This is a genomic window from Streptomyces sp. NPDC046379, from assembly GCF_055587785.1.
This window is the reverse complement of sequence record NZ_JBVJFP010000008.1, coordinates 288465-312129: the sequence shown is the minus strand read 5'-3', so window position 1 is coordinate 312129 and position 23665 is coordinate 288465. Positions and strand designations below refer to the sequence as shown.

At 70.3% G+C, this 23665-nt stretch carries 17 protein-coding genes; 10 read left to right on the top strand and 7 right to left on the bottom strand.

Features of this window, described 5'->3' with window-relative positions:
- Window positions 1–519 precede the first annotated feature (519 nt).
- From ACZ6KF_RS17050 to ACZ6KF_RS17030, 5 genes are all read right to left on the bottom strand, one after another.
- A complete protein-coding gene (locus ACZ6KF_RS17050) occupies window positions 520–1371 on the bottom strand; it encodes a TetR family transcriptional regulator (RefSeq protein ID WP_469239077.1) in 852 nt (283 codons plus the stop codon).
- 604 nt (window positions 1372–1975) lie between these two features.
- Complete coding sequence (locus ACZ6KF_RS17045) at window positions 1976–2428, bottom strand: DUF4913 domain-containing protein (RefSeq protein WP_469239068.1); 453 nt, start codon at window positions 2426–2428, stop codon at window positions 1976–1978.
- Between the two features lie 4 nt (window positions 2429–2432).
- Window positions 2433–6401, bottom strand: a complete 3969-nt coding sequence (locus tag ACZ6KF_RS17040; protein ID WP_469239066.1) for a trypsin-like peptidase domain-containing protein — start codon at window positions 6399–6401, stop codon at window positions 2433–2435.
- A gap of 26 nt (window positions 6402–6427) precedes the next feature.
- Window positions 6428–6736 carry a trypco2 family protein gene (locus ACZ6KF_RS17035; protein ID WP_356628816.1) on the bottom strand — a complete coding sequence of 103 codons (309 nt, stop codon included), beginning with the start codon at window positions 6734–6736 and terminating at the stop codon, window positions 6428–6430.
- A gap of 225 nt (window positions 6737–6961) precedes the next feature.
- Window positions 6962–7258, bottom strand: coding sequence for a hypothetical protein (locus ACZ6KF_RS17030; protein WP_469160922.1), 297 nt, complete (start codon window positions 7256–7258; stop codon window positions 6962–6964).
- A 539-nt stretch (window positions 7259–7797) separates the two neighbouring features.
- Here ACZ6KF_RS17030 and ACZ6KF_RS17025 point away from each other — a divergent pair.
- The 10 genes from ACZ6KF_RS17025 to ACZ6KF_RS16980 all read left to right on the top strand — a co-directional run bounded on the left by ACZ6KF_RS17025 (window position 7798) and on the right by ACZ6KF_RS16980 (window position 21081).
- Entirely contained in the window at window positions 7798–8139 is a 342-nt protein-coding gene (locus tag ACZ6KF_RS17025; protein ID WP_356628844.1) for a CU044_2847 family protein, read from the top strand.
- Window positions 8120–12427 (top strand): nSTAND1 domain-containing NTPase, encoded by a 4308-nt coding sequence (locus tag ACZ6KF_RS17020; RefSeq protein WP_469239064.1) that lies wholly within the window; start codon window positions 8120–8122, stop codon window positions 12425–12427. The genes ACZ6KF_RS17025 and ACZ6KF_RS17020 overlap by 20 nt, the downstream gene beginning before the upstream one ends.
- A 189-nt stretch (window positions 12428–12616) precedes the next feature.
- Window positions 12617–13114: a hemerythrin domain-containing protein gene (locus ACZ6KF_RS17015; RefSeq protein ID WP_356628810.1), complete on the top strand. Its 498-nt coding sequence runs from the start codon at window positions 12617–12619 to the stop codon at window positions 13112–13114.
- 877 nt (window positions 13115–13991) lie between these two features.
- Window positions 13992–15362 (top strand): ATP-binding protein, encoded by a 1371-nt coding sequence (locus ACZ6KF_RS17010; RefSeq protein WP_469160920.1) that lies wholly within the window; start codon window positions 13992–13994, stop codon window positions 15360–15362.
- A 2-nt stretch (window positions 15363–15364) separates the two neighbouring features.
- Complete coding sequence (locus ACZ6KF_RS17005) at window positions 15365–15787, top strand: roadblock/LC7 domain-containing protein (protein WP_356628806.1); 423 nt, start codon at window positions 15365–15367, stop codon at window positions 15785–15787.
- On the top strand, window positions 15784–16137 hold the full coding sequence (locus tag ACZ6KF_RS17000; protein WP_356628804.1) for a DUF742 domain-containing protein: 354 nt from the start codon (window positions 15784–15786) through the stop codon (window positions 16135–16137). The genes ACZ6KF_RS17005 and ACZ6KF_RS17000 overlap by 4 nt, the downstream gene beginning before the upstream one ends.
- Entirely contained in the window at window positions 16115–16735 is a 621-nt protein-coding gene (locus ACZ6KF_RS16995) for a GTP-binding protein (RefSeq protein ID WP_356628802.1), read from the top strand. Before ACZ6KF_RS17000 ends, ACZ6KF_RS16995 begins: the two co-directional genes overlap by 23 nt.
- Complete coding sequence (locus ACZ6KF_RS16990) at window positions 16732–17952, top strand: cytochrome P450 (protein ID WP_469177038.1); 1221 nt, start codon at window positions 16732–16734, stop codon at window positions 17950–17952. Before ACZ6KF_RS16995 ends, ACZ6KF_RS16990 begins: the two co-directional genes overlap by 4 nt.
- An 11-nt stretch (window positions 17953–17963) precedes the next feature.
- Complete coding sequence (locus ACZ6KF_RS16985) at window positions 17964–19187, top strand: cytochrome P450 family protein (protein WP_469239062.1); 1224 nt, start codon at window positions 17964–17966, stop codon at window positions 19185–19187.
- 607 nt (window positions 19188–19794) lie between these two features.
- Window positions 19795–21081, top strand: coding sequence for a hypothetical protein (locus ACZ6KF_RS16980; RefSeq protein WP_469239060.1), 1287 nt, complete (start codon window positions 19795–19797; stop codon window positions 21079–21081).
- Window positions 21082–21336: 255 nt separating this feature from the next.
- Here ACZ6KF_RS16980 and ACZ6KF_RS16975 read toward each other — a convergent pair whose 3' ends face one another.
- Window positions 21337–23022 (bottom strand): ribonuclease J, encoded by a 1686-nt coding sequence (locus tag ACZ6KF_RS16975; protein ID WP_356628794.1) that lies wholly within the window; start codon window positions 23020–23022, stop codon window positions 21337–21339.
- 217 nt (window positions 23023–23239) lie between these two features.
- Window positions 23240–23611, bottom strand: a complete 372-nt coding sequence (locus ACZ6KF_RS16970) for a winged helix-turn-helix transcriptional regulator (RefSeq protein ID WP_356628792.1) — start codon at window positions 23609–23611, stop codon at window positions 23240–23242.
- Between the last annotated feature and the right edge of the window lie 54 nt (window positions 23612–23665).

The window sequence follows — 23665 nt, the reverse complement described above, 5'->3', positions numbered from 1 at the left end:
CCGCCACCGCATCAGCGTCCTGTTCGCCATGCTCCGCGACGGAACCTTCTACGAGTCCCGCAGCCCTCGCCTCGCTTGACGAAGGACATAGAGGCACCCCCCCCCGGTCAAACAATGCCGCAAGGCCCCCCGCCCCACCCACCGGCAACCCGCCGACACCAAACAGCAGACCCCCACGACTCAACCCCGCCCGGACACACCCACCCCGCACCCCACCAGACACCCACCCCCACACCCACAACCCCCACACCCGCAACCCCAAACAGAAAAAGCACAGCAGACAAGCACACCACCATCACAGCCACGAACCCCGCCGTGTCCCGGGGCGTGCATTGTCCTGATGGGTGTGTCTGGGTTGTGGCGGGGGGCTCGTCTTTCGGGTGTGTGTTTCTTTTTCCGTCCGGGCGGTGGGAGAGGGGAATGGTTTTTCCTGTGTCTGTGTGTCGGGCCGGGTAGGGGGGCCGGGCCGCGAGGGTGGTGGGGGCGTGTGGGGGCGGGTCCTGCTGCGGGCGACACCCATCAGGACAACGCACGCCCCGCCTGCTCAGCACCAGCACCAGAAACACCGGCACCAGACACGGCACCACCGGAAACACCGGCCCCGGACACGGCACCACCAGAAACACCGGCCCCGGAAACACCGGCCCCGGACACGGCAGCACCGGACACCGCGGAACCCGACGACACCACACCCAAAGAAACCGCACCACCACCGGCACCAGGAACAGACGACCCCGCAGGAACAGACGACCCCACAGGAACAGACGACCCCGCAGGAACAGAAACACAACCCGGCACAGAAACCACAACACTCTCAGGAGCAGCAGCCAGCCACGGCAGACACAACGCCCAAAAACGCCGCACCCGCTCCGCAGACGACCACTCCCCGTCCACCATCCCCATCACCCCCAACCCCACCGTCCCCGCCACCACCACCGTCACCACATCCTCACCCCTCACCCCCGCCGCCAACTCACCCCCCTCCTCCGCCCGCACCGCCAACTCCCCCACCACCGACCGCCACCAACCCAGCACATCCACCCCACCCCGCCGCGACGGATCCGCACTCAACCTGAAACCCGCCCGCACCACCGGATCCCCCACCGCCAACAACACCCCCGAAGCCACCCCCACCAAACACTCCAAACCCGAAACCCCACCACCACGACACCCCTCAACCACCACCCCCACCCGCCGAACAGCCTCCGCCTCCACCTCACCCGCCAACGCATCCTTACCAGCAAAATGAAAATGCAACGCCCCCGCACTCACCCCCGCACGCCCACTGATCACCGACAAAGAAGCCAACGCATACCCCTCCACCGCAAACACCTCCGCAGCCGCACGCACCAACGCCTGCCGCGTACGCACCGCCCGCAACTGCCTCACCACCACAACCCCCAACCCCACACCCAACACCCAACACCACCAACAAACCGCACGCTTGGTATATTTACCAGACCCACCCCCACCACCACACCCAAGCCGGTATCAGGAAGCCGTCGTCGTCGAAACGCCAGGCGGCACCACCCAAGGGCGACGGTCTGCGGCGGCAGGAAGACATGAGTCAGGGTGCCCGGGGCAGTGGCCGTCGCAGTTCGGCTTACGGACCAGCGACTCGTCGGCATCGGCCGGCGCATGCCGGGCGACCTGACCGGTCGGGCTCACTTCGACGGTGAAGCCACACGCCTCTGCCACCGGCGGCACGGCGCCGCGTGAGACGACCCGGCCCTTCACCCACGAGCGCACGAATTCGACCTCCATGCGGATCCGTTCGCATGGAATGAGGAACGTTCTGTGTATTCCATGGGCCCACTTCGCCATGAAGCAGTACTCGGCAACGCCCCCGCCGGCTGTCCTGTCCCAGCCTCACCCGGCATGAGGCATGCCGAGGGCGATCAGCTCACGACCCGTCCTTTCAGTGACGGCATGCGGCGGACGGGTCGCCCGCCAGCCTGCTGCAAGCCGGAGCCGCTCAGTCGAGGGAGAGCGGGTCCCCGGACAACCACTTTCTCTGGTCCGTGAAGAGCGCCTCGGGCGGTTCGACGACCGGCAGCGGCTCGGGGTTGCGGTGGCCGTCGGCACAGCGGGCGAACGGTCCGGTGACCGGGTCCAGCAAGGCCCGCAGATGCGGGTCGACATGGTGGATCCACCAGTGCGACATGCCCAGCGCGGGGTCGAAGCGCAGGTGCTCCCAGGCTCTCCAGATGGAGTCCAGCCGGGAGATGGCCTCGGCGTGGCGGTACCACTCCGGGCACCACACCCGCCCGGACCCGGGGGTGGGGGCCGCTACGAAGTAGATGAACCGGTCGGTGACGAACTCGTTGACGTTCCCGTAGTGCAGCTCCCCCGCGCGAGCGGCGTCCTCCTCGTCCCGCCGGATGTCGTCGAACGACTCGTCCCGCCCCTCGTCGTGGGGTGATGTCATGGCGTCATGCTCCTCTGCGCAGCCGTACGGCGACGGCCTCGTCGTGGTGGCCGATACGGTCCAGCGCCCGGGCGAACCGGACGAGGGCCCGGTTCAGGTCGGCCTGGGCCTGGGAATCGTGCGGGGCCTGGTCCACCAGTTCCCGATAGATGCGGACGGCCCGGCGCGCCGGCTGCACCGCGCGGGCGGCCCGGCGCCAGCCGTGCCGCCCGCACAGGCTCAGGGCCCGGGCGAGTCCCCCGAGGAGCGACGCGGTCTGGACCGGTGACAAGCCGGGGCGGTCGACCCGTGCCCGGCAGGCTTTCTCAGCCTCGACGGCCGTGCGCCACGCCGCCTCGTGGCGTCCCGTCATCGCTTGTGCCTCCGCCAGTCGCAGCAACGCGTAGCAGAAGGCGATCTCCTGGCCGGCCGGGTCTGCGGCGAGCAGCCGCCGCCGCAGGCGCACCGCATGCTCCGCAACGGACAGGGCCTCGCGGAAACGGCTCGTCATCATCAGCGCACGGCACAGTTCCGTGCAGGTGTCGGCCAGGTACGTTTCGGCTTCCGGGTTCTCGGCCGCCAGGTCGGCCTGCAGCTCGTACGCCTCCCTCAGGACGGGGACCGCTCGGTCCTCCATGGCCCAGGACGTGAGGTAGCTGACGCCCAGGTCGTAGAGGCAGAAAGCCAGTTGTCGGCGCGCTTCCTCGTCCACGCGCGACAGCCGGCGGTAGTGCGGGAGTGCCTGGCGCAGCACGATGCGCACGGCGAGCTGCCTGCCGTGCTTCCAGTACAAGCCCGACAGGTCGATCAGGGCGGCGGCGTACGCCTCCCGGTAGAGGCTGGGAGCGTACTGACTGAGGTGGCGGCGGATGGCCAGGGCTTGGTCGTAGGCGGCGAGCGCGTCAGCCGAACGGCCCAGCGCGTCGTACGAGCGGGCGAGGCTGAGAGCCGTCTGGGACTGCGCCTTCAGGTTGCTCGCGCTGAGCGGCAGCCTGGCTCGCGCGTAGAGCCCCATCGCCTCCTCGCCGAACTTCACCGCCGCCTGGTGGTCCCCCTCGTCCGCGTGGAAGACGGCGAGCGTGCGGATCGACTGGGCCAGGTTGGGTTCGGCCAGTCCGTACGGACCGTGCGCCAGAGCCCGGTAGTGCCCGAGGGCCTCCTCGAGGTACTTCCGTGCCTCGGCGTGATCGCCGTCGTCGCGTCGGCTCCAGGCGTGGTTGTGCAGCAGCTGCGCCAGGGTGGGACTGTGGACGGCGGGGAGGTCCGCGACCAGCGGGCGCAGCAGTGCGATCGCCTCCTGCTCCAGAGCGATGGACTCGGCGGACGGCCGTTTGGCGACGGCATAGTCGACTGCCAGGACCATCAAGGCCTGTGCGAGGTCGGCGGCATAAGCGTCGGGGTTCTCCCTCGCCAGTTGCCGGGACGTCCGGACCGCTTCCTCGCTCAGGGCCAGCGCCTCCGCCGTCCGCTGGAAGCGCCAGAGGTTCGTGCCGCGTGCCACCAGGGCCCTGGGGAGGAGCAGGGGGTCCAGATCGGGGTACCGGTCCGCCAGCTCGCGGGCGCGCCGGACGGCCTCGGCCGTGTGGTCGTCGGACCTGGCGACTTGGTCGAAGTCAGTGGCCGTCGGGTCGAGTTGCCACACCACCTGCGACTGGTTGATCAGCGCCCGCACCAGGCCGCTTTCGCGTTGCTCCTCCGCCTCGCAGCCCTCCGCCGCCAAGGCGCGGAAGAGATCGAGCGCCTGCTCGCCGGCGCGGTGGGCGTCCCGCAGGCGTCCGGACATGCGCAGGGCGCGCGACCACAGCACCAGTGATTCGGCCCATTCCCTCCGGTGCGCCTGCGCCCCGTCAGCCACGAACCGCTCGCGGAGCGCCGCGGCCTCGCCGGCGGTGTCGCGAGCGTCTTCCCACTCTCCGACAGCCAGGCTTCGTTCGGCCAGGTTGTGCAGCGCCCACGCCCGGTTGCGGAGCGACTGCGGCTCGTCGTCCGCGGTGTGGCTCAGCCGGCCGAGTTCACGGGCGACGTCGAGCGCGTACGTGCGCAGGACGTGGGACTGCTCGGGCAGGGTGTGGGAGTGGGCGCGGAGCACGGCGGCGGTCAGCGGCGCGTCGACGGGGGTGGAGCGCAGTGCCCGGCGCAACAGGTCGACGACGTCGTGCGCCCGGTCCGTGCGACCCTCGTTGGCGTGGGCCACGGCGGACCGGGCCAGCACGGTGAGGGTCTGGACGCGCTGGTGGTCCGGGGCTCGGACGAACACCCTGGTGAGCAGCTCGGGGTCACGGATGATCTGCAGGGAGGCGTGGTACTCCGCCAACCGGTCGGGCTCCAACTGGCCCCAGTGGCGGTCGTCGGGCGAGGGATACAGGTCACGGAGCCAGTCGGTGATCGTCTCGACCAGCCGTCCCGACTCGTTGGGCAGCGTCCGCGCGACGGTCGACCGAGCCTCCGCCCGGTCTTGCGCCGGGCACAGCACGGCGACCGCCACCGCCTGCGCGAGCAGCTTCTTCTCCCACCGTCCCATCCCTCGTTCGTCGGCGGTGTCCTCCCAGTACGCCCTCTCATGCTGGAGGAGTCCGTCCTCCAGCGTGTCCTCCTCCTGCTGCGGGGGCCGAGCCTGGTGCAGCAGCGCGACCAGGGCCGCCATCTGCACGGTCAGCGCCGTCTCGGCGCTGGGACGGCCCTCTGTGGCCGGCGGGACCGGGAGGGACTCCGCGAGCCCGAGCCAGTCGGTGTCCCTCTCATCGGCGGCTTCCGCCAAGCGGTGGGAGAAGTCCCTAGCGGCCGTCCGGAACGCGTGCTCCCGGTCCGCGGCGTCGGGGCTGAGCGCGTGCAGCCTGATCTCGCGGAGGGTGGCGCGCACCGTGTCCTGCCATGAGCCCAGTGAGCGGGCCAGCAGCAGCAGTCGCACCGGACGCCCGGTCTCTTCGCACTGCTTGCGCAGCTTCTCGACCAGGTCGGGACGGGACTCGGCGTAGTCGACGACCAGCAGCATCGGGTGCTGGACCGTGCGCAGCACACGCAGGTCGTCGGGCTCGCCCCGCACTTGGCCGACCACCCAGCCGAGGTCCCGCATCCGCGCCATCAGCTGGCGCGCCAGCCGGGTCTTGCCCTGGCCGCCCGGTGCGGTGAGCACCCGGAGGGAAGGAACGCCGCCGTGGTCGGCCCGGCACCACTGCTCCAGCAGGTCCAGCGTGTCCCCTCTGCCGTGGAACGACACCACCTCGGCGTTGGCCCGCAGCAGCATGGCGGGGGAAGTCACGTCCCGTCGAGGCGTCGCGGGCTCCAACAGGCCGGTCAGTTCCGCCGGTTCGAGCCGCGGGTCGACACCGGTCAGCTCGCGGACCACCGTGCGGAAGTCGTCGCACGCCAGCAGGTCCTCGCTGCGGGTGCAAGTGAGCCGTGTGCCGTGGCGTGGCCGGCGGTCCGCACGCACCACACCGAGCAGCGTTTTCTCCCCGACCGGGAAGACGGCCGCGCCCGACATCCCGGACCAGGGGGTGGTCCGGGCGGCGGTGGCCCCGTTGAGCCCGGCGACGTCGACCTCCAGCAAGCCGATGTCGTCGAGGATCTCGAACGTGGCACCGCCGTGCGGCCTGACCCGGCCCACCAGTTCCTCCCGGTCCCGGTTGCCACGGGCCCGCTGCTGCCGGGGGAAGCCCAGGGCGGAGACGGGGATTTCGGTACCGCCCGTCACACACCTGCCCCAGCGCTGCGGTTGTCGGCCGAAGGCGTCACGCAGCGGTTCGGGCGGCGTCCACCCCGGATCGTCGGCCGGGATCTCCAGGAGGGCGGCGTCCACCGGCCCGGTCTCGTCGTACCGGCGCCAGCGCACCGTCGCGAGGGACCGCACGTCGGACCCGGGCAGGGAGACGGTGATCCCGCCCTCGTCGTTCCGCGGCAGCAGGTGGGCGGCGGTCAGGACGAGCCGCGGCGCGATCAGGTAGCCGCTGCCGAAACTCGCGGCGCGAACCTGGACGACCCGCTGTGCCTGCATGACCCGCCCTCCCGGTCGTGCCCGACCTACTCGACGTCGCCCACTTCCACGTCCCCGCCCCCGCGGAGCTGCGGTTCCAGACGCAGAGTCACGCGCTGTACGGACCGGGTCGCCCGCTCCCGACGGGCGTCGGCCTCCACGACGCCGAACCGCAGCGCCCCACCGCCGCTGCGCGTGCGCATCAGCTCCACCTCGAACTCCGCAGTGATCTCGCCGAGGACGAGCCGCAGTTCGGAACCCTGGGCGCGGCGCTGCGCCTCCGCGAGCTGGGTCCGCAGCACCTCGACGGCGTCCGCGAGATCCAACCAGTCCCCGTCCTGCCCCCCGTGCGTCATGGCCCCACCCTCAGTCACCGCGCCCCTGTGTGACGGACATCGTAGTGTAACGGAGCGTCAAAGGGCCTGAACCGGCCGCACGTTGCGCGGGCGTGGGCGGAGCGTGAGCCTCCACGGTCCTGTCTCGCACGAACGATGTACCGGTCCGGGCTCCGGCCCCCCGGCTTGGCGCCCGGAGCGCCCTCGTGAAGCACCCGTTCGAGCCGTCACACCACCGCCTGTCCCCTACTTGGCCGGGAAGAGCCGCAGCTTCGCGGTTTCCCCCGCGATGGCGAGAACGGCGATCGACAGTTCGTTGACGGTGGAGGGCCCGCCCTGGTCGGGGCGCTGCCCGAGCAGGTTGGAGGTGAATCCGCTCGGATCGACCGAGCTCAGGTCCACGCCCTCGGCGCCGACGGCGCTCACCGTGAACGGTCCCGCTCGAAGGCCGGCGGCCCGCGGGATCTCGGTGCCCTTCGTCACGACCACCGTGCAGCTTCCGTCCGCACACGCCCGCAGCTCGGCCGGTGTTGACGGCTTCATCGGCTTCACCGCGGTCGGCGACGGCGACGGGGAGGGCTTTGTGGGCGTGGGCGAGGCGGGCGACGGTTGGGCCGAACGAGAGAATGTGGCCGGACCGGGCTTCCCCACGTCGTCGCCCGAGTCGGAGCCGCAGCCGGTCAGCGCGGCGGCGAGGGCCAGGGCGCAGGCGGTCCCCGCCGGGCCGCGTGCCGCAGACAGCCTGGCCCTACGGCGGCGGGCCGGTGATTCCCATGTCGTCATGGGACCGTTCTAGGTGCGGGTGACCGGGAGGGGTCCCGCGCACCACCCCGTGGACCTGGCCTGGCCATGACGTGGCCGGCCCTGGACCCTCCGAGACCGCGCTTCGAAGGTTCAGTAACGGAGTCCTGTCGGCAGGACCGACGACTCGACGCTTTGGTTCGGTTCGGAATCCCTCGGTTGGGCGACATTGGGCGGATCGGCTTGAGAACGCCGAGCGTGCGCGCCTGCAATGTCACATGCGGCTCGGATCGGGTGCCGTGGTCGGCTGGAAGGGACGCAGAGTGGCGTGTGTGGGTGAGATGCTGCCGGACGACGGTCGGGTCGTGCTGTTGGAGGTCGCCGGGGGCCCGGTCGGCGTTCGACGCGTCTCCCGGGGGGCCGCTGTTGCCGGAGCAGCCGAAACCCTCCAGCAGGCGCTCGCCCGGGTTCGCCCCGCGCTCGGTGCGGTGGTGGACAGTGCCCGCACCCTGCCCAGTCCCCCCGGGTCGGTGTCCGTCGAATTCGGCATCACGCTCAGCGCCGAGGCGGGCGTCGTGGTGGCGCGTGGGTCGACCGAGGCCCACTTCACGGTGAGCATGCAGTGGGCGCATCCTGAGAAGTCCGCCGTCGCGGGGCAGCGTGATGGCGTCCATCGTCCCTGATGGCGAACTGCCGCAGGCCATCGCCCGGGTCTGGGACGCAGACGGGCAGGTGGTCGGCTGCGGCTTCCTCGTGGCGGAGCGAACGCTTGCCACCTGCGCCCATGTGGTGGCCAGGGCGTCGGGAACGGACCAGAGCGACCCCGTCGGCCCGTCCTTCGCGGTGATGGTCGACTTTCCGTTGCTGACCCCGCCCTCTGTACGCGTACCGGCAACGGTCTCCCGGTGGCAGCCGGTGGCGTCCGACGGGGGCGGCGACATCGCGCTGCTGGCCCTGGAGACAGTCGTCGAGGGCACCGCTCCGGCCCGCTTCGCGGGCGGAACGGCCTTGTGGGACCACCGGTTCCGTGTCCTGGGTTTCCCCTCGCGTACGGATGACCGCGGCGTGTGGGTGGACGGTCGGCTCCGCGCACCGGTGGGCAAGGGCTGGCTGTCGATGGAGGCCCGCGCTGCCCCGGGCGGGCCTCACATCGGCCGCGGTTTCAGCGGCGGCCCCGTCTGGGACACCGACCAGGGCGGGGTGGTCGGGATGACGGTGGCGGCCGACATGGGGGCGGACGCGACGACGGCCTACCTCATCCCGGCCGCGCTTCTGCTCGGTCTCGAACCAAGTCTGTGTTCGTCCCCTTTCCGAGGCCTGGAACCCTTCCGGGAGCAGGATGCGGCGGTGTTCTTCGCGCGGCGTGAGGACAGCGAACGGGTCGCGCGGGCAGTGCTTCGGCAGCCGTTCGTGCCGGTGGCGGGAGCTTCCGGGGTGGGCAAGTCCTCACTGGTGCGCGCCGGGGTGCTGCCGCTGCTGAGAGGGGCGGGGTACTCGGTGACCGACTTCGTGGGCCAGCCGGGCGCCGAGCCCGTGGGAGTCCTGCTGGCAGCCCTGCAGCACCAGTTTCCCGGGGCCGGGCTGCCCGAGGTGACTGCAGCACCGGTCAGCCCGCAGACGGCTGTCATGATCGGTGCCCGTGTCCTGGACCACTGCGGCCCCGCCGGACACGTCGTCGTTCTGGACCAGTTCGAGGAGACGGTCGGTACGGCGCCGGCCCGCGCCCGCGACCTGTTGGACATGCTCCTCGTCATGGCCACCGCACGGCACCACGACGGTCGTCGCCTGAGTGTGCTGACCACCCTCCGCTCGGCCTCGCTCGAAGACCTGGCGGTGGGCGGGGATGCCGAGCGCCTCAGCGTCACGGTCCAGATGGTCGCGCCGATGACCGCCGCTCAGCTTGGTGAGATCGTCAGTCAGCCGCTGGCTGCCGTCCCGGGCGTGGACTTCGAAGCCGGTCTCGCCGATCGCATCGTCAAGGATGCGGGAGCCGAGCCGGGCGCCCTGTCCCTGGTGCAGTTCCTCCTGGCCCGACTGTGGGAGAAGCGCGTACACGGTCGTCTCACCCATGCTGCGTACCGAGAACTGGGCGGAGTCGAGGGGGCGCTGTCCGCGTACGCGGACCAGCAGGTGGCAGATGTGTGCGGCATGCCGGACGGACTGGAAGAGACGGTGGTCCGCCGCCTGTTCGAGCAACTTGCGCTGCCCGACGAGGACCAGGGATACGTCCGGGTGACCCGCGCCTACGCGGCTCTGCCCTGTGATTTGCGGGCGGCGGCGCAGGCCTTGGCCGGCACCCGGCTGCTGGTGATCGGCCGGGACAGCGCAGGCCGGGAGACGGTCGCCCTGGCCCACGAGTCCCTCGTACGAGAGTGGCCGATGCTGCGGGCCTGGCTGGACGATTCGAGAGTCTTCCGGGTCTGGCAGGAACGACTGCGACTGCGCTTACGCGAGTGGGAGGACAGCCACAGGCATCCTGATCTGCTGCTACGTGGACAGGAACTCGTGGCGGCCATGGCGCAAATGCGAGCGCATCCAGAAAAACTGGAGGCTTCCGAGGTCGAGTTGATCGACGACAGTCGGCGACACCGGAGGCGCACAGCACGCCGTGGTCGGGCCGGGGTGGCGGTGATGGCAGTACTCGCGGTGCTGGTGGGGGCGCTGGTCTTCTCCGTCCGCTGGGAGGTCGCGAAAGCCGAGCGGCGCGATCGCGCGGAAGCGGCGAACGAGTTGGCGCAGCGGTCGCTGGAGCGCCGCACCGCGGATCCCGTCGAGGCTGCCGCCTTGGCTGTGCTGGCACACCGCACGGCGCGCACGGACGAGACGAAGCGAGCGCTGCTGAGTTCCTATCCCGCGGTGTCGGGCGTGCGCAGCGTTCACGAGGAGTTCTTGTCGGGCCGGACCGTGGCGTTGGCCGCCTCTCCGGACGGAGGCCGAGTGGTCCTGCTCGAGGAGGACACGGACGGGGATGTGCAGGGCTTCGTCGTGACCGGGCTGGCGGCCGGCCATCCGGTGAAGAAGCCGATCCCCGGCCTGCCCGCAGGCGTCGACACGGTCGCGGTCAGCGATGACGGTAAGCGGGCGGCTGCGGCGGGGCCGGAGGGGCAGGGCGTCGTCTGGGACACAGCCACCCACCGCCAACTGGACAGCTGGCCTGCCCATGCCGACGCACTGGGCCGGGAGACGATGGCGCTCGACTTCTCGGCGGACGGGCAACTGGTGCTGTACGCAACGCACGTGGAAACAGATCTGACCTGCACGGAAGGCGTGGAGGGGAAGCACGTGCGGCTTGGCATGCGGGACATCGAAGCGAAGCGGAACGTCGGGCTGCCTTCCGATGTGCTGCGCTCCGAAATGTGTCTGAGGGACGTCGTACTGCCGGCGGGAGACCGGGGAGAGGGCAGGCTGATCCTCATCTCGGAGGCGCCCCCGGCCAGCAGTTACCCGAACCCTGGCACCCTGCGCATCCGCGCCCTGAGCCACGGTCAAGAGAACAGGCAGTGGGAAGAGACAGGGCTCGACTCCGTACTCGTCGGCGCCGGCGGCCGGACACTGGGGGTGCAGGGCGCCGCGGAATTCGCCGGCACCTACCGTGATCCTGCCACCGGGGTGAAGACGGCTGCGCCCGGAGCGTACCGGGCAGAGGATCGCCTGGACCCGACAGAACGCTTCGTCGTGGACGACGAGGGCTTCAGCACACTGTGGTACGACACCCGTAGCGGTAGGCACTACCGGACATCGGGCGCCACCAGTAACTCCGACTGGGGCGACGGCGACTGCCCCGAGGACGCCGCGAGTCTGGTGACGTCACGCGTGGAAACCGAGCCGGTGCTGCACATGCTGTGCGGACGGGACCTGGTGTCGTACACCTTGCACCCAGCGTCCAGCCCGCCAAGCACTCTCCGCAGCAGTCGCACCGAGTTCGCGCCGTCCGGCCGGTCCTGGGCCACGCTGGGCAGCAGCAGCGCCTCGTCGCGGTCACAGCGGCGGGACACCGTCTCCGTCTTCTCCAACGGCGGTCTGAGGGGGGAGCGGGTGACTCCGAGCGGTGTGAGCGCTTACGAGTGGGATGGCTCGGTCGTCTACAGCGCGGACGGTCGGCGGCTGGTCGTATGGGGAGACAGGGGCTGGGCGCTGTACAGCGTGACGTCCAGGGGGCTGGACCCGGTGACGCAGCAGCTGGAACCTCCCGCCGACACGGAGACGAACCCTGCGGTCCGGGACGTGCGCCCTCTCGGCGGTGGGGACTTTCTGCTCTTGGACGCACGCGGTGTCCGGCGTCTCCAGGGAAACGGCCGTCTGTCCTCCGCGCACGCTCCCGCCTGCAGGGAGCGCAACCCGCGCAGCGGCGACTACTGTCTCGCCATCGCGGTGGCTCCGACCCAGAACCCCACGGCGTGGGTGCTGCGCGGGAATGGAACGCTGACCTCGTGGGACCCCTACGACGGCAGGGTGAGACGGCACCACGTCCCAGTCGGATTGCCGCCGGACGAATTCGAGCCCCGGGGCCTGCGCTTCCGGGACGACGGGAGACGCCTTGCCGCGGTGACCCGTGACCATACGGCTGTACTCGACCCCGCGACACGACGGATCGAACGCCGGATGCCCACCCCTTTGGCATCCGGTATCGCCGCATACGCCGCTGACGGACACATGATGCTTCTGAAGAATCGCGACGGTTCGCTGAACTTCGCGGGCCTTGAGCTGTGGACGGAGCACGGTGACGAGCCACTGGCCGATTTCGGAGAGACGTATTCGGACGGCGCCTGGCGCTTCAGCTCCGGCACTCTGCACATTGCAGGTCGCTGGGGTTCTTGGTCGTTCCCTCTGGACGACGACGCTCTCGTCGCCCGCCTGTGCAGGTTCCTGGGAGACTACGACACACCGCGGGTCCACGACGGCGTCCGTCCAGTCGCCTACCAGGGCCCGCCCTGCGCGAACCTCTCCAGAACCGCGGACATGTCCGGTTGAGGGTCAAAGAGCTGATCACCCACCACACGCGGGCTGTATGCAGTCGGTCGACGGGCATCAGCAGAACGAGGCTGCCCGGCCTCCGCCGACGAACCGCTCCACGCAAGCGGCAGACGAAAGCGATACGCCTCATCTGCGCAAACCCGGGTATCCGCGAAACCGGAAACACCGTCGCAAAGGAGAGTCCCTGTGCCGCCCACCGATGTCGTCGAACTCATCCTGCACGACCACCGCCGTATGGAGGATCTCTTCCGTACGATGCGGAATGCCGAGGCGGATCGTGCCGCCGCACTGGAGGAGTTCGCGGATCTGCTCATCGCACACGCCTCGGCCGAGGAGGACGAGGTATACCCCGCCCTGCGGCGCTACAAGAACGTCGACGGCGACGATGTCGACCACAGCGTCCACGAGCACCACGAGGCCAACGAAGCGCTGCTCGCGCTGCTGGAGGTGGAGGACACGTCCTCCGAGCAGTGGGAGGAGAAGCTGGAGGAGCTGGTCACGGCGGTCAACCACCACGCGGACGAGGAAGAGCGCACCCTGCTCAACGACGCACGGGAGCACGTCAGCGAAGACCGTCGCGCCGAGCTGGGGCAGGCGTTCCAGAAGGCGCGAGCGCAGTATCTGGAGTCCGGCTGCGGAAACGTCGAGAACGTGCGCAAGCTGGTGGCCGCCGCCGAAGGCTGATTTCGCCACGTCGTGAGCACGCTTGCGGCAAGCACGGGTCAATGATCGGTGGCGTCCGCCGCGTGCGCGGCCGACGGAAGAGTGCCCAGTGACCGGGCAGGGACATCGGCGACCTGCCCGCGCCGTCAAGACGCACTCCTGCTCAGTGTTCTGTCAGGGCCCGTACGAGGAGAGCCGCCGCTACCGCGACTTCATGAGTGGGAGGCGCCGTGGTACGCGGCGCTCCCGTGTCGCGGGACAACTCCTGGCCGGGCGTCGCCTCGGCATGACGCACCTCGGCTTCCGCGCAGCTGCCCCGTGATCGGTGATCACGGGGCAGCCTGTCTATCAGGTCACCGCCCTGAAGGGTGAACTCCTTTTCGGTCAAGGCGCGTTGCCCAGCAACCGCGCACTTTTCGCCCGAATCCCCCGGGTGATCGCGCTGCACGGTCACCGAGCTGCCACAACACGTGAGCGCTAGCGGTATGGTCCCTTGCCGAACGCCCCTGCGGACCCACGATTCCAGGGCGGCCACGGCGCGATCCGTGCTGCCTCGTGCTGCCCGTGGGCCGTCCTCCCCTGCTCGTCGCACGCCCACGTCTGTTCCAGGAGATTCATGTCGCGCGCTCTCACCGTTGTCCGCATCGATGAGTCCTCGACACGGAGGGACCCGACGGGGACACGATCCCGGGCAGTGCCGCGCAGGGGCACCGAGGGCCGCCGTCGCGTCCGTTCGCCGTGGTCCGGGGGATGCCTTCTTCTTCTGGCTTGTTGAGGCCCTTCGCCGTGCCCGCTCAAGCCGGTGCGCGGCCCGTCGAGGGCCGCCGTGCCGGAGGGCCGGCGCGGCCCACGAGCCGTCCCCCGCACCCAGACGGCTTCCCCGATCCGTGAGGACCTGATGACTGAACTGATAATGACCGTCACCGCTTTGCCGGCGCTGGCCGGTGTCGGGGCCGCCTGGCACTTCCGGCGCAAGCGCGACCAGGCCCTCCACCAGGCCGAACGCCTGCGCGAACATGCCGACCGGCTCACCCGGCAGCTCCTGGCGGCCGAGCAGTGCGTGGGGCAGCTCGCGGCCACGGTCGTCCCGGCCGCCGTGAACGCCGGACAGGACGGTCACCGGCGCCGGAGCGACCTCATGGTGCCGCCCCACCTCGAGGGCACTCCACTCGCCGAGCACCTGCGCGCCCTCCCCCAGGCCGTGACCTCGGCGGTGGGCGAGGTGCGGGCGCAGGAACGGGCGGCGGCCGCCCAGGCCGCCGAGCAGCTCCGGATGGACGCCGAACGGCAGATCGCGCAGGTCCGGCACGAGTCCGTGGGCGTGGCCCGGGCCGCCGTCCGGGGCTTCGCCAACAACGTGGTGGCGCGGGCGGCGAAGCTCGGCAGGACCGTGAGCCACGGTGTGCGCCGGCACGTGTCGGACGAGGCGTACGCGACGCTCGTCGAGATCGACCACCTCACCCAGCAGATGCTGCTCACCGCGTCGGGGTACGCCGTGCTCGCCGGTGACAAGCTCTCACGGCGCTGGCCGGCCACGACGCTCACCGACGTCGTACAGGCGGCGATGGGCCGGATCGAGGGCTACGAGCGGATCAAGCACCCCGAGATGGGCTCCGTCGCGGTCGAGGGCCGGGCGGTGGAGGCCGTCGTACACGCCCTTGCCGTGCTGCTCGACAACGCGCTGCGCTACTCCCCGCCGGCCGCCAGCGTCCACGTCTCGCTCGAACAGGGCCACCACGCCAGCTTCCTGATCGTGGACGACGCCGGACTGCGCATGGACGACGAGCGCCTGATGTGGGCCAGCGACGTGATGTCCGGCAAGCAGCGCGACGACATCACCCGCCTGGGAGCCCACCCCCAGACGGGACTGCGCGTGGCGTCCCTGCTGGCCGAGGACTACGGCTTCCGCGTCGAGCTGACCGCGCCGAACATCTACCAGGGCACCCGGGCCATGCTCGTACTTCCGAAGAACCTGCTCACCACCCCGGCGGCGGGCACACCCGCCGCCGTTCCGGTGCCGTCCGCCTCCGCCGCGGAACCCGAACCGCCCGCCACCTCGGCGGCGACCACGCCGAGCGGGCTGACCGTCCGCCGGCGCCCGGCGACCTCCAGCGCGCCCCGCCGCGCCGCCGAACCCGCCGCCGAACCCGGCCGTCCCGCCGTCGCCGCCGCCTGGGCCCGGGGAACGCGCCGCGGCCGGGAGGACGAGTCCGCCCCGGCCTCTCAGACCTTCACCGGACACGACGCCCCACACGACGAAGGACACTGATCGTGCGAGACACACATTCCAACAGCCTGGGCTGGCTGCTCGACCAGGAACTCGGCACTGTTGAAGGCGTCCGCTACGCCGTGCTGATGAGCAGCGACGGCCTGCTGAAGGCCCGTACCGAGACGATCGGCCAGGACGACGGGGAGAAGTTCGCCGCGCTGACGGCGGCGCTGCGGGCGGCGGGCAAGGCCTGGGACGAGTTCACCGGCGGCCAGGGCATGCGGCAGCTGCTGATCGAGTCGGTCGGCTGCATCGGATTGACGACCACCGCCGCGAAGAACACCATGCTGTCGGTGTGCACCACCGGGCCCGACGCCGACGTCGGGCTGATCTCGCACCACATGGTGCGGCTGGCCACCCGCGTAGGGCACGAAATGGCCACTGCGGACCGTCGGTCGGCCGTGGAAGGCGGCTCGCCGGCATGACGGGGCCGCGGCGTGACCCCGACATGGTCAGGCCCTACGTCCGGACCGGCGGACAGGTCCGCGCCCGTGCCGACGTGCGCCTGGAGAGCGTGGTCATCGCCGCGACCGGGCCCACGGACGGCCTCGGTCCGGACGCCCGCCGCGTGATGCGGCTGTTCGCCGGCGCGCGGGGCGGCCTGGCCGTGGCCGACATCGCCGCCGGGCTGGAGCTGCCGCCCTCGACGGTACGCATTCTCGTCTCCTCGCTGATGGACTCCGGCCACCTGTCCAGCCCGGTCGCCGCGACCGACCACCAGCCCGACTCCGACCTGCTTCAGGAGGTACTCCGTGGACTACGCGCCATGGTCTGACCCACCCGTCACCTACGTCCCGTCATCGGTGACACGGTCGGCCAAGATCGTGGTCGCGGGTGGCTTCGGCGTCGGCAAGACGACACTCATCGGCAGTGTCTCGGAAGTGAGGCCGCTGCGGATGGAGGAGCCCATCACGCAGGCCAGCGTCGGCGTGGACGATCTGCGCGGGACTCCGCACAAGACGACCACCACCGTGGCGATGGACTTCGGCCGCATCCACATGGCCGGCGGCCGGATCGCGCTGTACCTGTTCGGGCTGCCCGGGCAGACACGGTTCCAGCCCTTGTGGGAGGACCTGGCCGAGGGCGCCCTCGGCTGTCTCGTCCTGGCCGACACCCGCAACCTCGACGCCTCCCACGACGCGCTCGGCCTGTTGGAGAGCGGTGGCGTGCCGTACGCGGTCGCGATCAACACCTTCCCCGGGGCCCCGAGTTACTCCGAGGGCGAGCTGCGCCAGGCTCTCGCCCTCGACTCCCTCACGCCCCTGACGGTCTGCGACGCCCGCGACCGCACGTCGTCGCTGCGCGCCCTGATCGCGCTCACCGAGTACCTCTCCGAACGCCGCTCAGCCGATCCCCTGGAGTTCCGCCGATGACGATGCCCTCCGCTGAGACCGTGCCGACGAGTCCACCGGACAGGATCGCCCTGTACGCGCCGGAGTTCGCCTCCGACCCGCACGCCAGTTACCGGCGCATGCGCGGCACCTACGGTCCTCTGGTCCCCGTGGATCTCGCGCCCGGGGTTCCCGCGACCCTGGTGATCGGCTACTACCAGGCCCGCCGCATCCTCAACGACCCGCTGCACTTCCCCGCCGATCCGCGGGCCTGGGAGAAGCTGATCCCCACGTCCTGCCCGGTACGGCCGATGATGGAGTGGCGTCCCAACGCGCTGCGTTCCGGCGGTGCCGAGCACGCCCGCTACCGTGCCGCGAACACCGCCGCCATCGACCGGATCGACCAGCACGAGCTGCGGGCCCTCGTCGAGAAGGTCGCCTCCGGCGCCATCGCCGACTTCCGCACCACGGGCGAGGCCGATCTCCTCACCCAGTACTCCTTCCCGATCGCCTTCCGCGTCCTGAGCGCGCTGCTCGGCTGCCCGGACGAGATCGGCCGGCGCATCGCCGACGGCATGGCGAGGGTCTTCGAGACCACGGACGCCGAACGCGGCAACCAGATCCTCGGACAGGCCGTCCTCGACCTCGTGACCCTGCGCCGGCAGCACCCCGGCGACGACATCACCTCGCGGCTGATCGCCCATCCCGCCCGGCTGAGCGACGAGGAGATGAGCCATCAGCTCGTCACGCTCTACGGTGCCGGGATCGAGCCGCTGACGAACCTGATCAGCAACACCATTCTGAAGATCCTCACCGACGAGGAGTTCTCGGCCGACCTGCACGCCGGGCTGTCCACGGTGCGCGACGCCCTCGACGCCGTCCTGTACACGGACCCGCCCATGGCGAACTACTGCATCTCGTACCCGCCCTATCCGATCGACGTGGACGGGTATCTGCTGCCGGCCGACCAGCCGGTCGTGATCTCCATGGCGGCCGCCAACAACGACCCCGCGCTCACCGAAGGCGTGCCCGAGGGCCGCCTCACCGGGAACCGCGCCCATCTGGCGTGGAGCACCGGCCCGCACACCTGTCCCGCCCGCTCCCACGCCTATCTCATCGCCGAGACCGCCATCACCCATCTCCTCGACGCACTGCCCGAGACGGACCTCGCCCGCCCCGCCGCCGAACTCACGTGGCGGCCCGGCCCGTTCCACCGCGCCCTGGAAGCCCTGCCCGTCATATTCCCTGCCGCACGCTAAGGAGCCCGGTCATGGCCCAGCAGCCCCCGCTCGTCCTCGATCCCACCGGCGCCGACCACCACGCCGAGCAGCGCGCCCTGCGGGAGCGCGGCCCGGCCACCCGGGTGGACGTACTCGGTGTGGAAGCCTGGTCGGTGTCCGACCCGGTCCTGCTCAAACAGCTGCTCACCAGCCCCGACGTCTCCAAGGACGCCCGCGCGCACTGGCCCGGCTTCGAGCAGGCGGTCAGCACCTGGCCGCTCGCCCTGTGGGTCGCGGTGGAGAACATGTTCACCGCGTACGGGCCCCAGCACCGCAAGCTGCGCCGACTCGTGGCACCGGCCTTCAGCTCCCGCCGCATAGCCGGCATGCGGCCCGCCGTCGAGGAGATGGTGAACGGGCTCGTCGACCGCCTCGCGGGCCTGCCCGCGAACGAGCCGGTCGATCTGCGTCAGGAACTGGCCTATCCGCTGCCCATCGGGGTGATCGGCCACCTCATGGGCGTGCCCGAGAACCGGCGGGACGACTTCCGCGTCCTGGTGGACGGCGTCTTCGACACCACGCTGAGCCCGGCGGAGGCCCAGGACAACGCCGTGCGCCTGTACGGGGTGCTGGACGAGCTGATAGCCGTCAAGCGCAGGGCCCCCGGTGACGACATGACGTCCCTGCTCATCGCCGCCCGGGACGACGAGAGCGACGGCTCCCGCCTCACCCCCGACGAGCTGCGCGACACCCTGCTGCTGATGATCAGCGCCGGGTACGAGACCACGGTCAACGTCATCGACCAGGCCGTGTTCACGCTGCTGACCCACCCCGACCAGCTGGAGCTGGTCCGCACGGGGTCCGTCGGCTGGGAGGACGTCGTCGAGGAGACGCTGCGCCACGAACCCGCCGTGAAGCACCTGCCGTTGCGGTTCGCCGTCACGGACATCCCGCTGCCCGACGGGCAGACCATCGCGCGCGGTGAGGCGATCCTCGCCTCCTACGCCGCCGCCAACCGCCATCCCGGCTGGCACGACGACGCCGACACCTTCGACGCGGGGCGTACGGTCAAGGACCATCTCGCGTTCGGCCACGGCGTCCACTTCTGCCTGGGCGCGCCGCTCGCCCGTCTCGAGGTCGCGCTCGCGCTCGAGAGCCTCTTCGAGCGCTTCCCCGACATCCGGCTCGCGGTGCCCGCGGACGAACTCGAGCCGGTGGCGTCCCTGATCAGCAACGGTCACCAGCGGCTTCCGGTGCATCTGCACGGGCACTGATCCCTCCCGTCGGTACGGCGACTGCGCGGGCTCGGTCGGCCGTCGCCGTCGGCCGGACCAGGTGTCGAGCGTCGCGGCGAGTGGGGGCACCGGTGCTGGTGCCGCGACTGGCCGCGTTCGGCGTCGATGGCGCGCTGACGTACGGTCCTCCGGGACCGCGGTCGACCAGGATGCTGCCCTCCCGCACGTCGGGGTGCCGGCCGGGGACGGTCACTCCTCCGGTACCGAGCCACGGGCGGCGAACGGTTCGCGGAGCTCGTACGGTACGCCGCCGCCGGGCCGGCACAGGAGTGACTCCGTGCCCGGTGGTGTCGGCCGGGCACGGAGACGCGGGTGGCTTGTCAGCCGCTGCTGTAGATCGCGGTCCCGGGGCAGGCGGTGACGCCGAGGCGGGTGGTGCAGCCGGATCGCCGCCCTGCTTCGCGAGAGCGGCACCACCGATCGCGAGGTGCTCCAGGTCAAGACATCACCCAGGCCCGTCACGCCGCGTGCTGCCGGTCAAGAGCCTCGTCTCACAGACAGGTCAGCGTGGCCACCAGCCGGTCGACGAACACCAGCCGGTGACGGGCCGACCCCCAGACGCCTGGCCGGACACCGCCCGGGGCGCTTGGGACCCGTCCCGGAGCGGGGTTCTTACATTCTCGACATGTTCTCGAGAACACCGGAGATCCGGCGCGGTAGCAGAACCTTTGTCACCCACCGCGCGGTGTTGGCACTGGTGGCGACAGCCCTGTTGCCGATGGCGACCGGATGCGACAGCGCAGGCGCGGATGCCGGGCGGTGGCGGCTCGACTACGTCAGTGTGTCCCGCGATGCGAGAGTCGTCGACATAGCCGCCGTCGCAGAGGACGAGGGCTGGGCCCTGAGCACGGAGAAGCGAAAAGACGGCTCTGAGGCCGGCTTCCTCCTGCACCGCAATGGCGCCACCTGGCGACGTGCCGGGGTGCCGAGGCCATTGCGTTCTGAGGGCGGGACTCTCGCGGGCGCCCAGCTGGAGGCCTCGGGTCCAAGAAATGTGTGGCTGTTCGGTGACGTCGGCCGGGGCGGAGGGCCGGGAGCGCTGCGCTGGGACGGCCGCCAGTGGCGCAGGACCACAGTCGACTTCTACACGCGGGACGTAGCCGTCCTGGCACCCGACGACGTCTGGGCACTGGACGCCTCGTCGGACCGTCCCCTCGCCCACCACTGGGACGGCACACGATGGACCGGACATCCACTGCCCACCGACTACGTCGGCCGGCTGTCCGCAAGCGGTCCGGACGACGTCTGGGCGGTCGGCGACGAAGGCGAGGACCCGTCGGACAGGGATGTCCGCCATGCCCGCCAACCCGCGATCGTGCACTTCGACGGGGAGAAGTGGCGCCAGGTCACGACACCCGAATACCACTCCCCCAAGCCGAAGCCGGACGAAAAGGCCAAGCTGACCGAGGTTGTCGCCCTCTCCCCGGGCAACGCCTGGGCATTCGGTCTGCACGGTTACACGGGCGAGACCGGCTTCCAGGAGTACGACGCAGCATTCGCGCTGCACTGGGACGGCTCGCACTGGCGGAAGGTGCCCAAGGCCTTCGACAGCTCTGGAGCGAGTGCCAACGAGCTCGCCGTGTCAGCGACCGGAGACGGCGCGGGCGGGCTCGTTCTGGGCAGCAAGGTGGGCAGCGAGCAGCACCGTGCGGCCGACGGCACACAGCGCCTGATCAAGGATCCGAAGCCGGTCGCCGGCCGCTCCGAAAGGATCACCGAAACGGACCGGCGCCAGCACTTCGAGTTGCACGACCTGCAACTCGTGCCCGGCACCCGCACGGTCTGGGCCGTCGGCGCCGTCGGAATCCCTCTTCACGACGGCGATGCGCACTTCGCTCGGGGCGTCATCGCCGCCTATTCCACCGGCGACTGACCGGCCCGTTGGGCCGCGCCCACCGGGCCTCGCCGTGCCTTTCCCCCTCCCTGCAACCGATCGCCCAGAGGGAAGGGGCGTTCGGCGCGGCGGTTTGGTGAGGGTTGAGTGCGGCTTTTCGCGGCGGGCCGGTTGGCGGGCGACGGCGTTCTCCCCGGCCGCCTCGCCGGGCCGGTGCGGGGAGGCCGGGCATGAGGAACTCGTTGGCGTTCCTTTGGCCAGATGGGCGTACGCCCCGTGGTGCCGGGCGATGGCTCAGGCGTCGATGATGACGGGGATGATGAGGGGCTTGCGTCGGTGGGTGCGGAACGCCCAGTTCGCCACGGCGCGGGCGATGAGCTGTTCGAGCTGGTGCGCGTCCCCGACGCCTTCCTCGGCCGCGGTGGCCAGAGTCTTCTCGATGACGGGGATGACAGGCTCGAAGGTGGCGTCGTCGTGGACGAAGCCGCGGGCCAGGAAGTCGGGGGCCTCGGCGAGGGCACCGGTGTCCGCATCAACGATCGCCACCACCGTGACCACGCCCTCCTCCGCGAGGGTGAGACGGTCTTTGAGGGACGCTTCGGTGGCGCCGCCGACTTCCATACCGTCGACATAGACGTTGCCGGCAGGGACCTTGCCGGTGATGGACGCGCGCCCGTCGACGAGGTCGACGACGACGCCGTCCTCAGCGATGACGACCCGGTCGGAGTCGACGCCGGTACGGATGGCCAGGTCGCCGTTGGCCCGCAGGTGGCGCCATTCGCCGTGCACCGGCATGACGTTGCGCGGTCTGACGATGTTGTAGCAGTAGACGAGTTCCCCGGCGCTGGCGTGCCCGGACACGTGTACCTTGGCGTTGCCCTTGTGGACCACGTGCGCGCCCCACCGGGTGAGTCCGTTGATCACCCGGTAGATGGCGTTCTCGTTGCCGGGGATGAGCGAGCTGGCGAGCAGGACGGTGTCCCCCTTGCCGATGCGGATCATGTGGTCACGATTGGCCATCCGTGACAGTGCGGCCATCGGCTCGCCCTGGGAGCCGGTGCACACCAGAGTGACCTTGTGGTCCGGGAGCCTCTCCAGTTCCTTGGTGCTCACGACCAGACCGGACGGGACCTTCAGATAGCCCAGGTCACGGGCGATGCCCATGTTGCGGACCATCGACCGGCCGACGAAGGCGACCTTGCGCCCGTGCTGGTGGGCGGCGTCCAGGACCTGCTGGATGCGATGCACGTGGCTGGCGAAGCTGGAGACGATGACCCGGCGCGGTGCGGTGCGCATCACCTGCTCGATCGCCGGATTCAGCTCACGCTCGGAAGTGGTGAAGCCGGGTACTTCGGCGTTGGTGGAGTCGGTGAGGAACAGGTCCACGCCCTCCTCGCCCAGGCGGGCGAAGGCGCGCAGATCGGTGATGCGGTCGTCGAGGGGGAACTGGTCCATCTTGAAGTCACCGGTGTGCAGCACCATCCCGGCACGGGTGCGGATCGCCAGGGCGAGGCTGTCCGGGATGGAGTGGTTGACCGCCACGAACTCGCAGTCGAAGGGCCCGAATTCACGCCGGTCGCCCTCCCGCACCCGCACCGTACGCGGCCGGATGCCGTGTTCCTTGAGCTTGGCCTCCAGGAACGCCAGGGTCAGCTTCGAGCCGATGAGGGGAATGTCGGACCGCTCGCGCAGCAGATAGGGCACGCCGCCGATGTGGTCTTCGTGGCCGTGGGTGAGGACCACGGCCACGATGTCGTGCAGCCGGTCCCGGATCGAGGTGAAGTCCGGCAGGATGACGTCCACGCCGGGCTGGGTCTCCTCGGGGAACAGCACGCCGCAGTCGACGATGAGCAGCTTGCCGGCGTGCTCGAAGACGGTCATGTTGCGGCCGATCTCACCCAGGCCGCCCAGAGGGATGACACGCAGCCCTCCGTCGGGAAGAGGCGGGGGGGCTTTCAGCTCGGGGTGCGGATGACTCATACCTTGACGGTACCCGGAGCGCGGGACGGGATGATCCATTGTCTGTCGTCTGTGTGATCTCTTCCCGACGGGGCGGGCGCCGTGCGGTTCCTCGAAGGCACCGGGCCCGGTTTCGTCGAAGCCATGCACGACGGCGACGCATTCTCCACCGGCGAAGCCCTCTCCGGCGTGATCAGCCCGAAGATCACGCCCGAGTGCGTCAACGCGACGGCGCCCGTCAAAGGTCGGCCTCTTCTCTCGTGTCGAAGCCTTCACGTGCGCGTTCGATGGCAGGCATGTTCTGCGAGGCCCATGCCAGCAGCACGTCGATGGGGTGCCGAAGAGTCTTGCCGAGGGGCGTGATCCGGTACCGGACCGCCACGGGACGGGTGGAGACCACCTCGCGCTCGACCACGCCATTGCGTTCCAGTCGCCGAAGCGTCGCGGTCAGCGACTTCTGCGTGACCTGGGGGATGGCCCGGCGCAGTTCGTTGAAGCGGCACGGGCGTTCGCAGAGCTCGTTGAGAACGCTGAGCGACCACTTGTCGAGGATCTGGTCGAGCAGTTCGCGGTGGGGGGCATCGATGCGGAGTTCGTCGTCGGTATCCATGGCGCAACCTGGTCTCGTTGAAGTGTCCTACTTCCACTAAGTACCTTACAGATA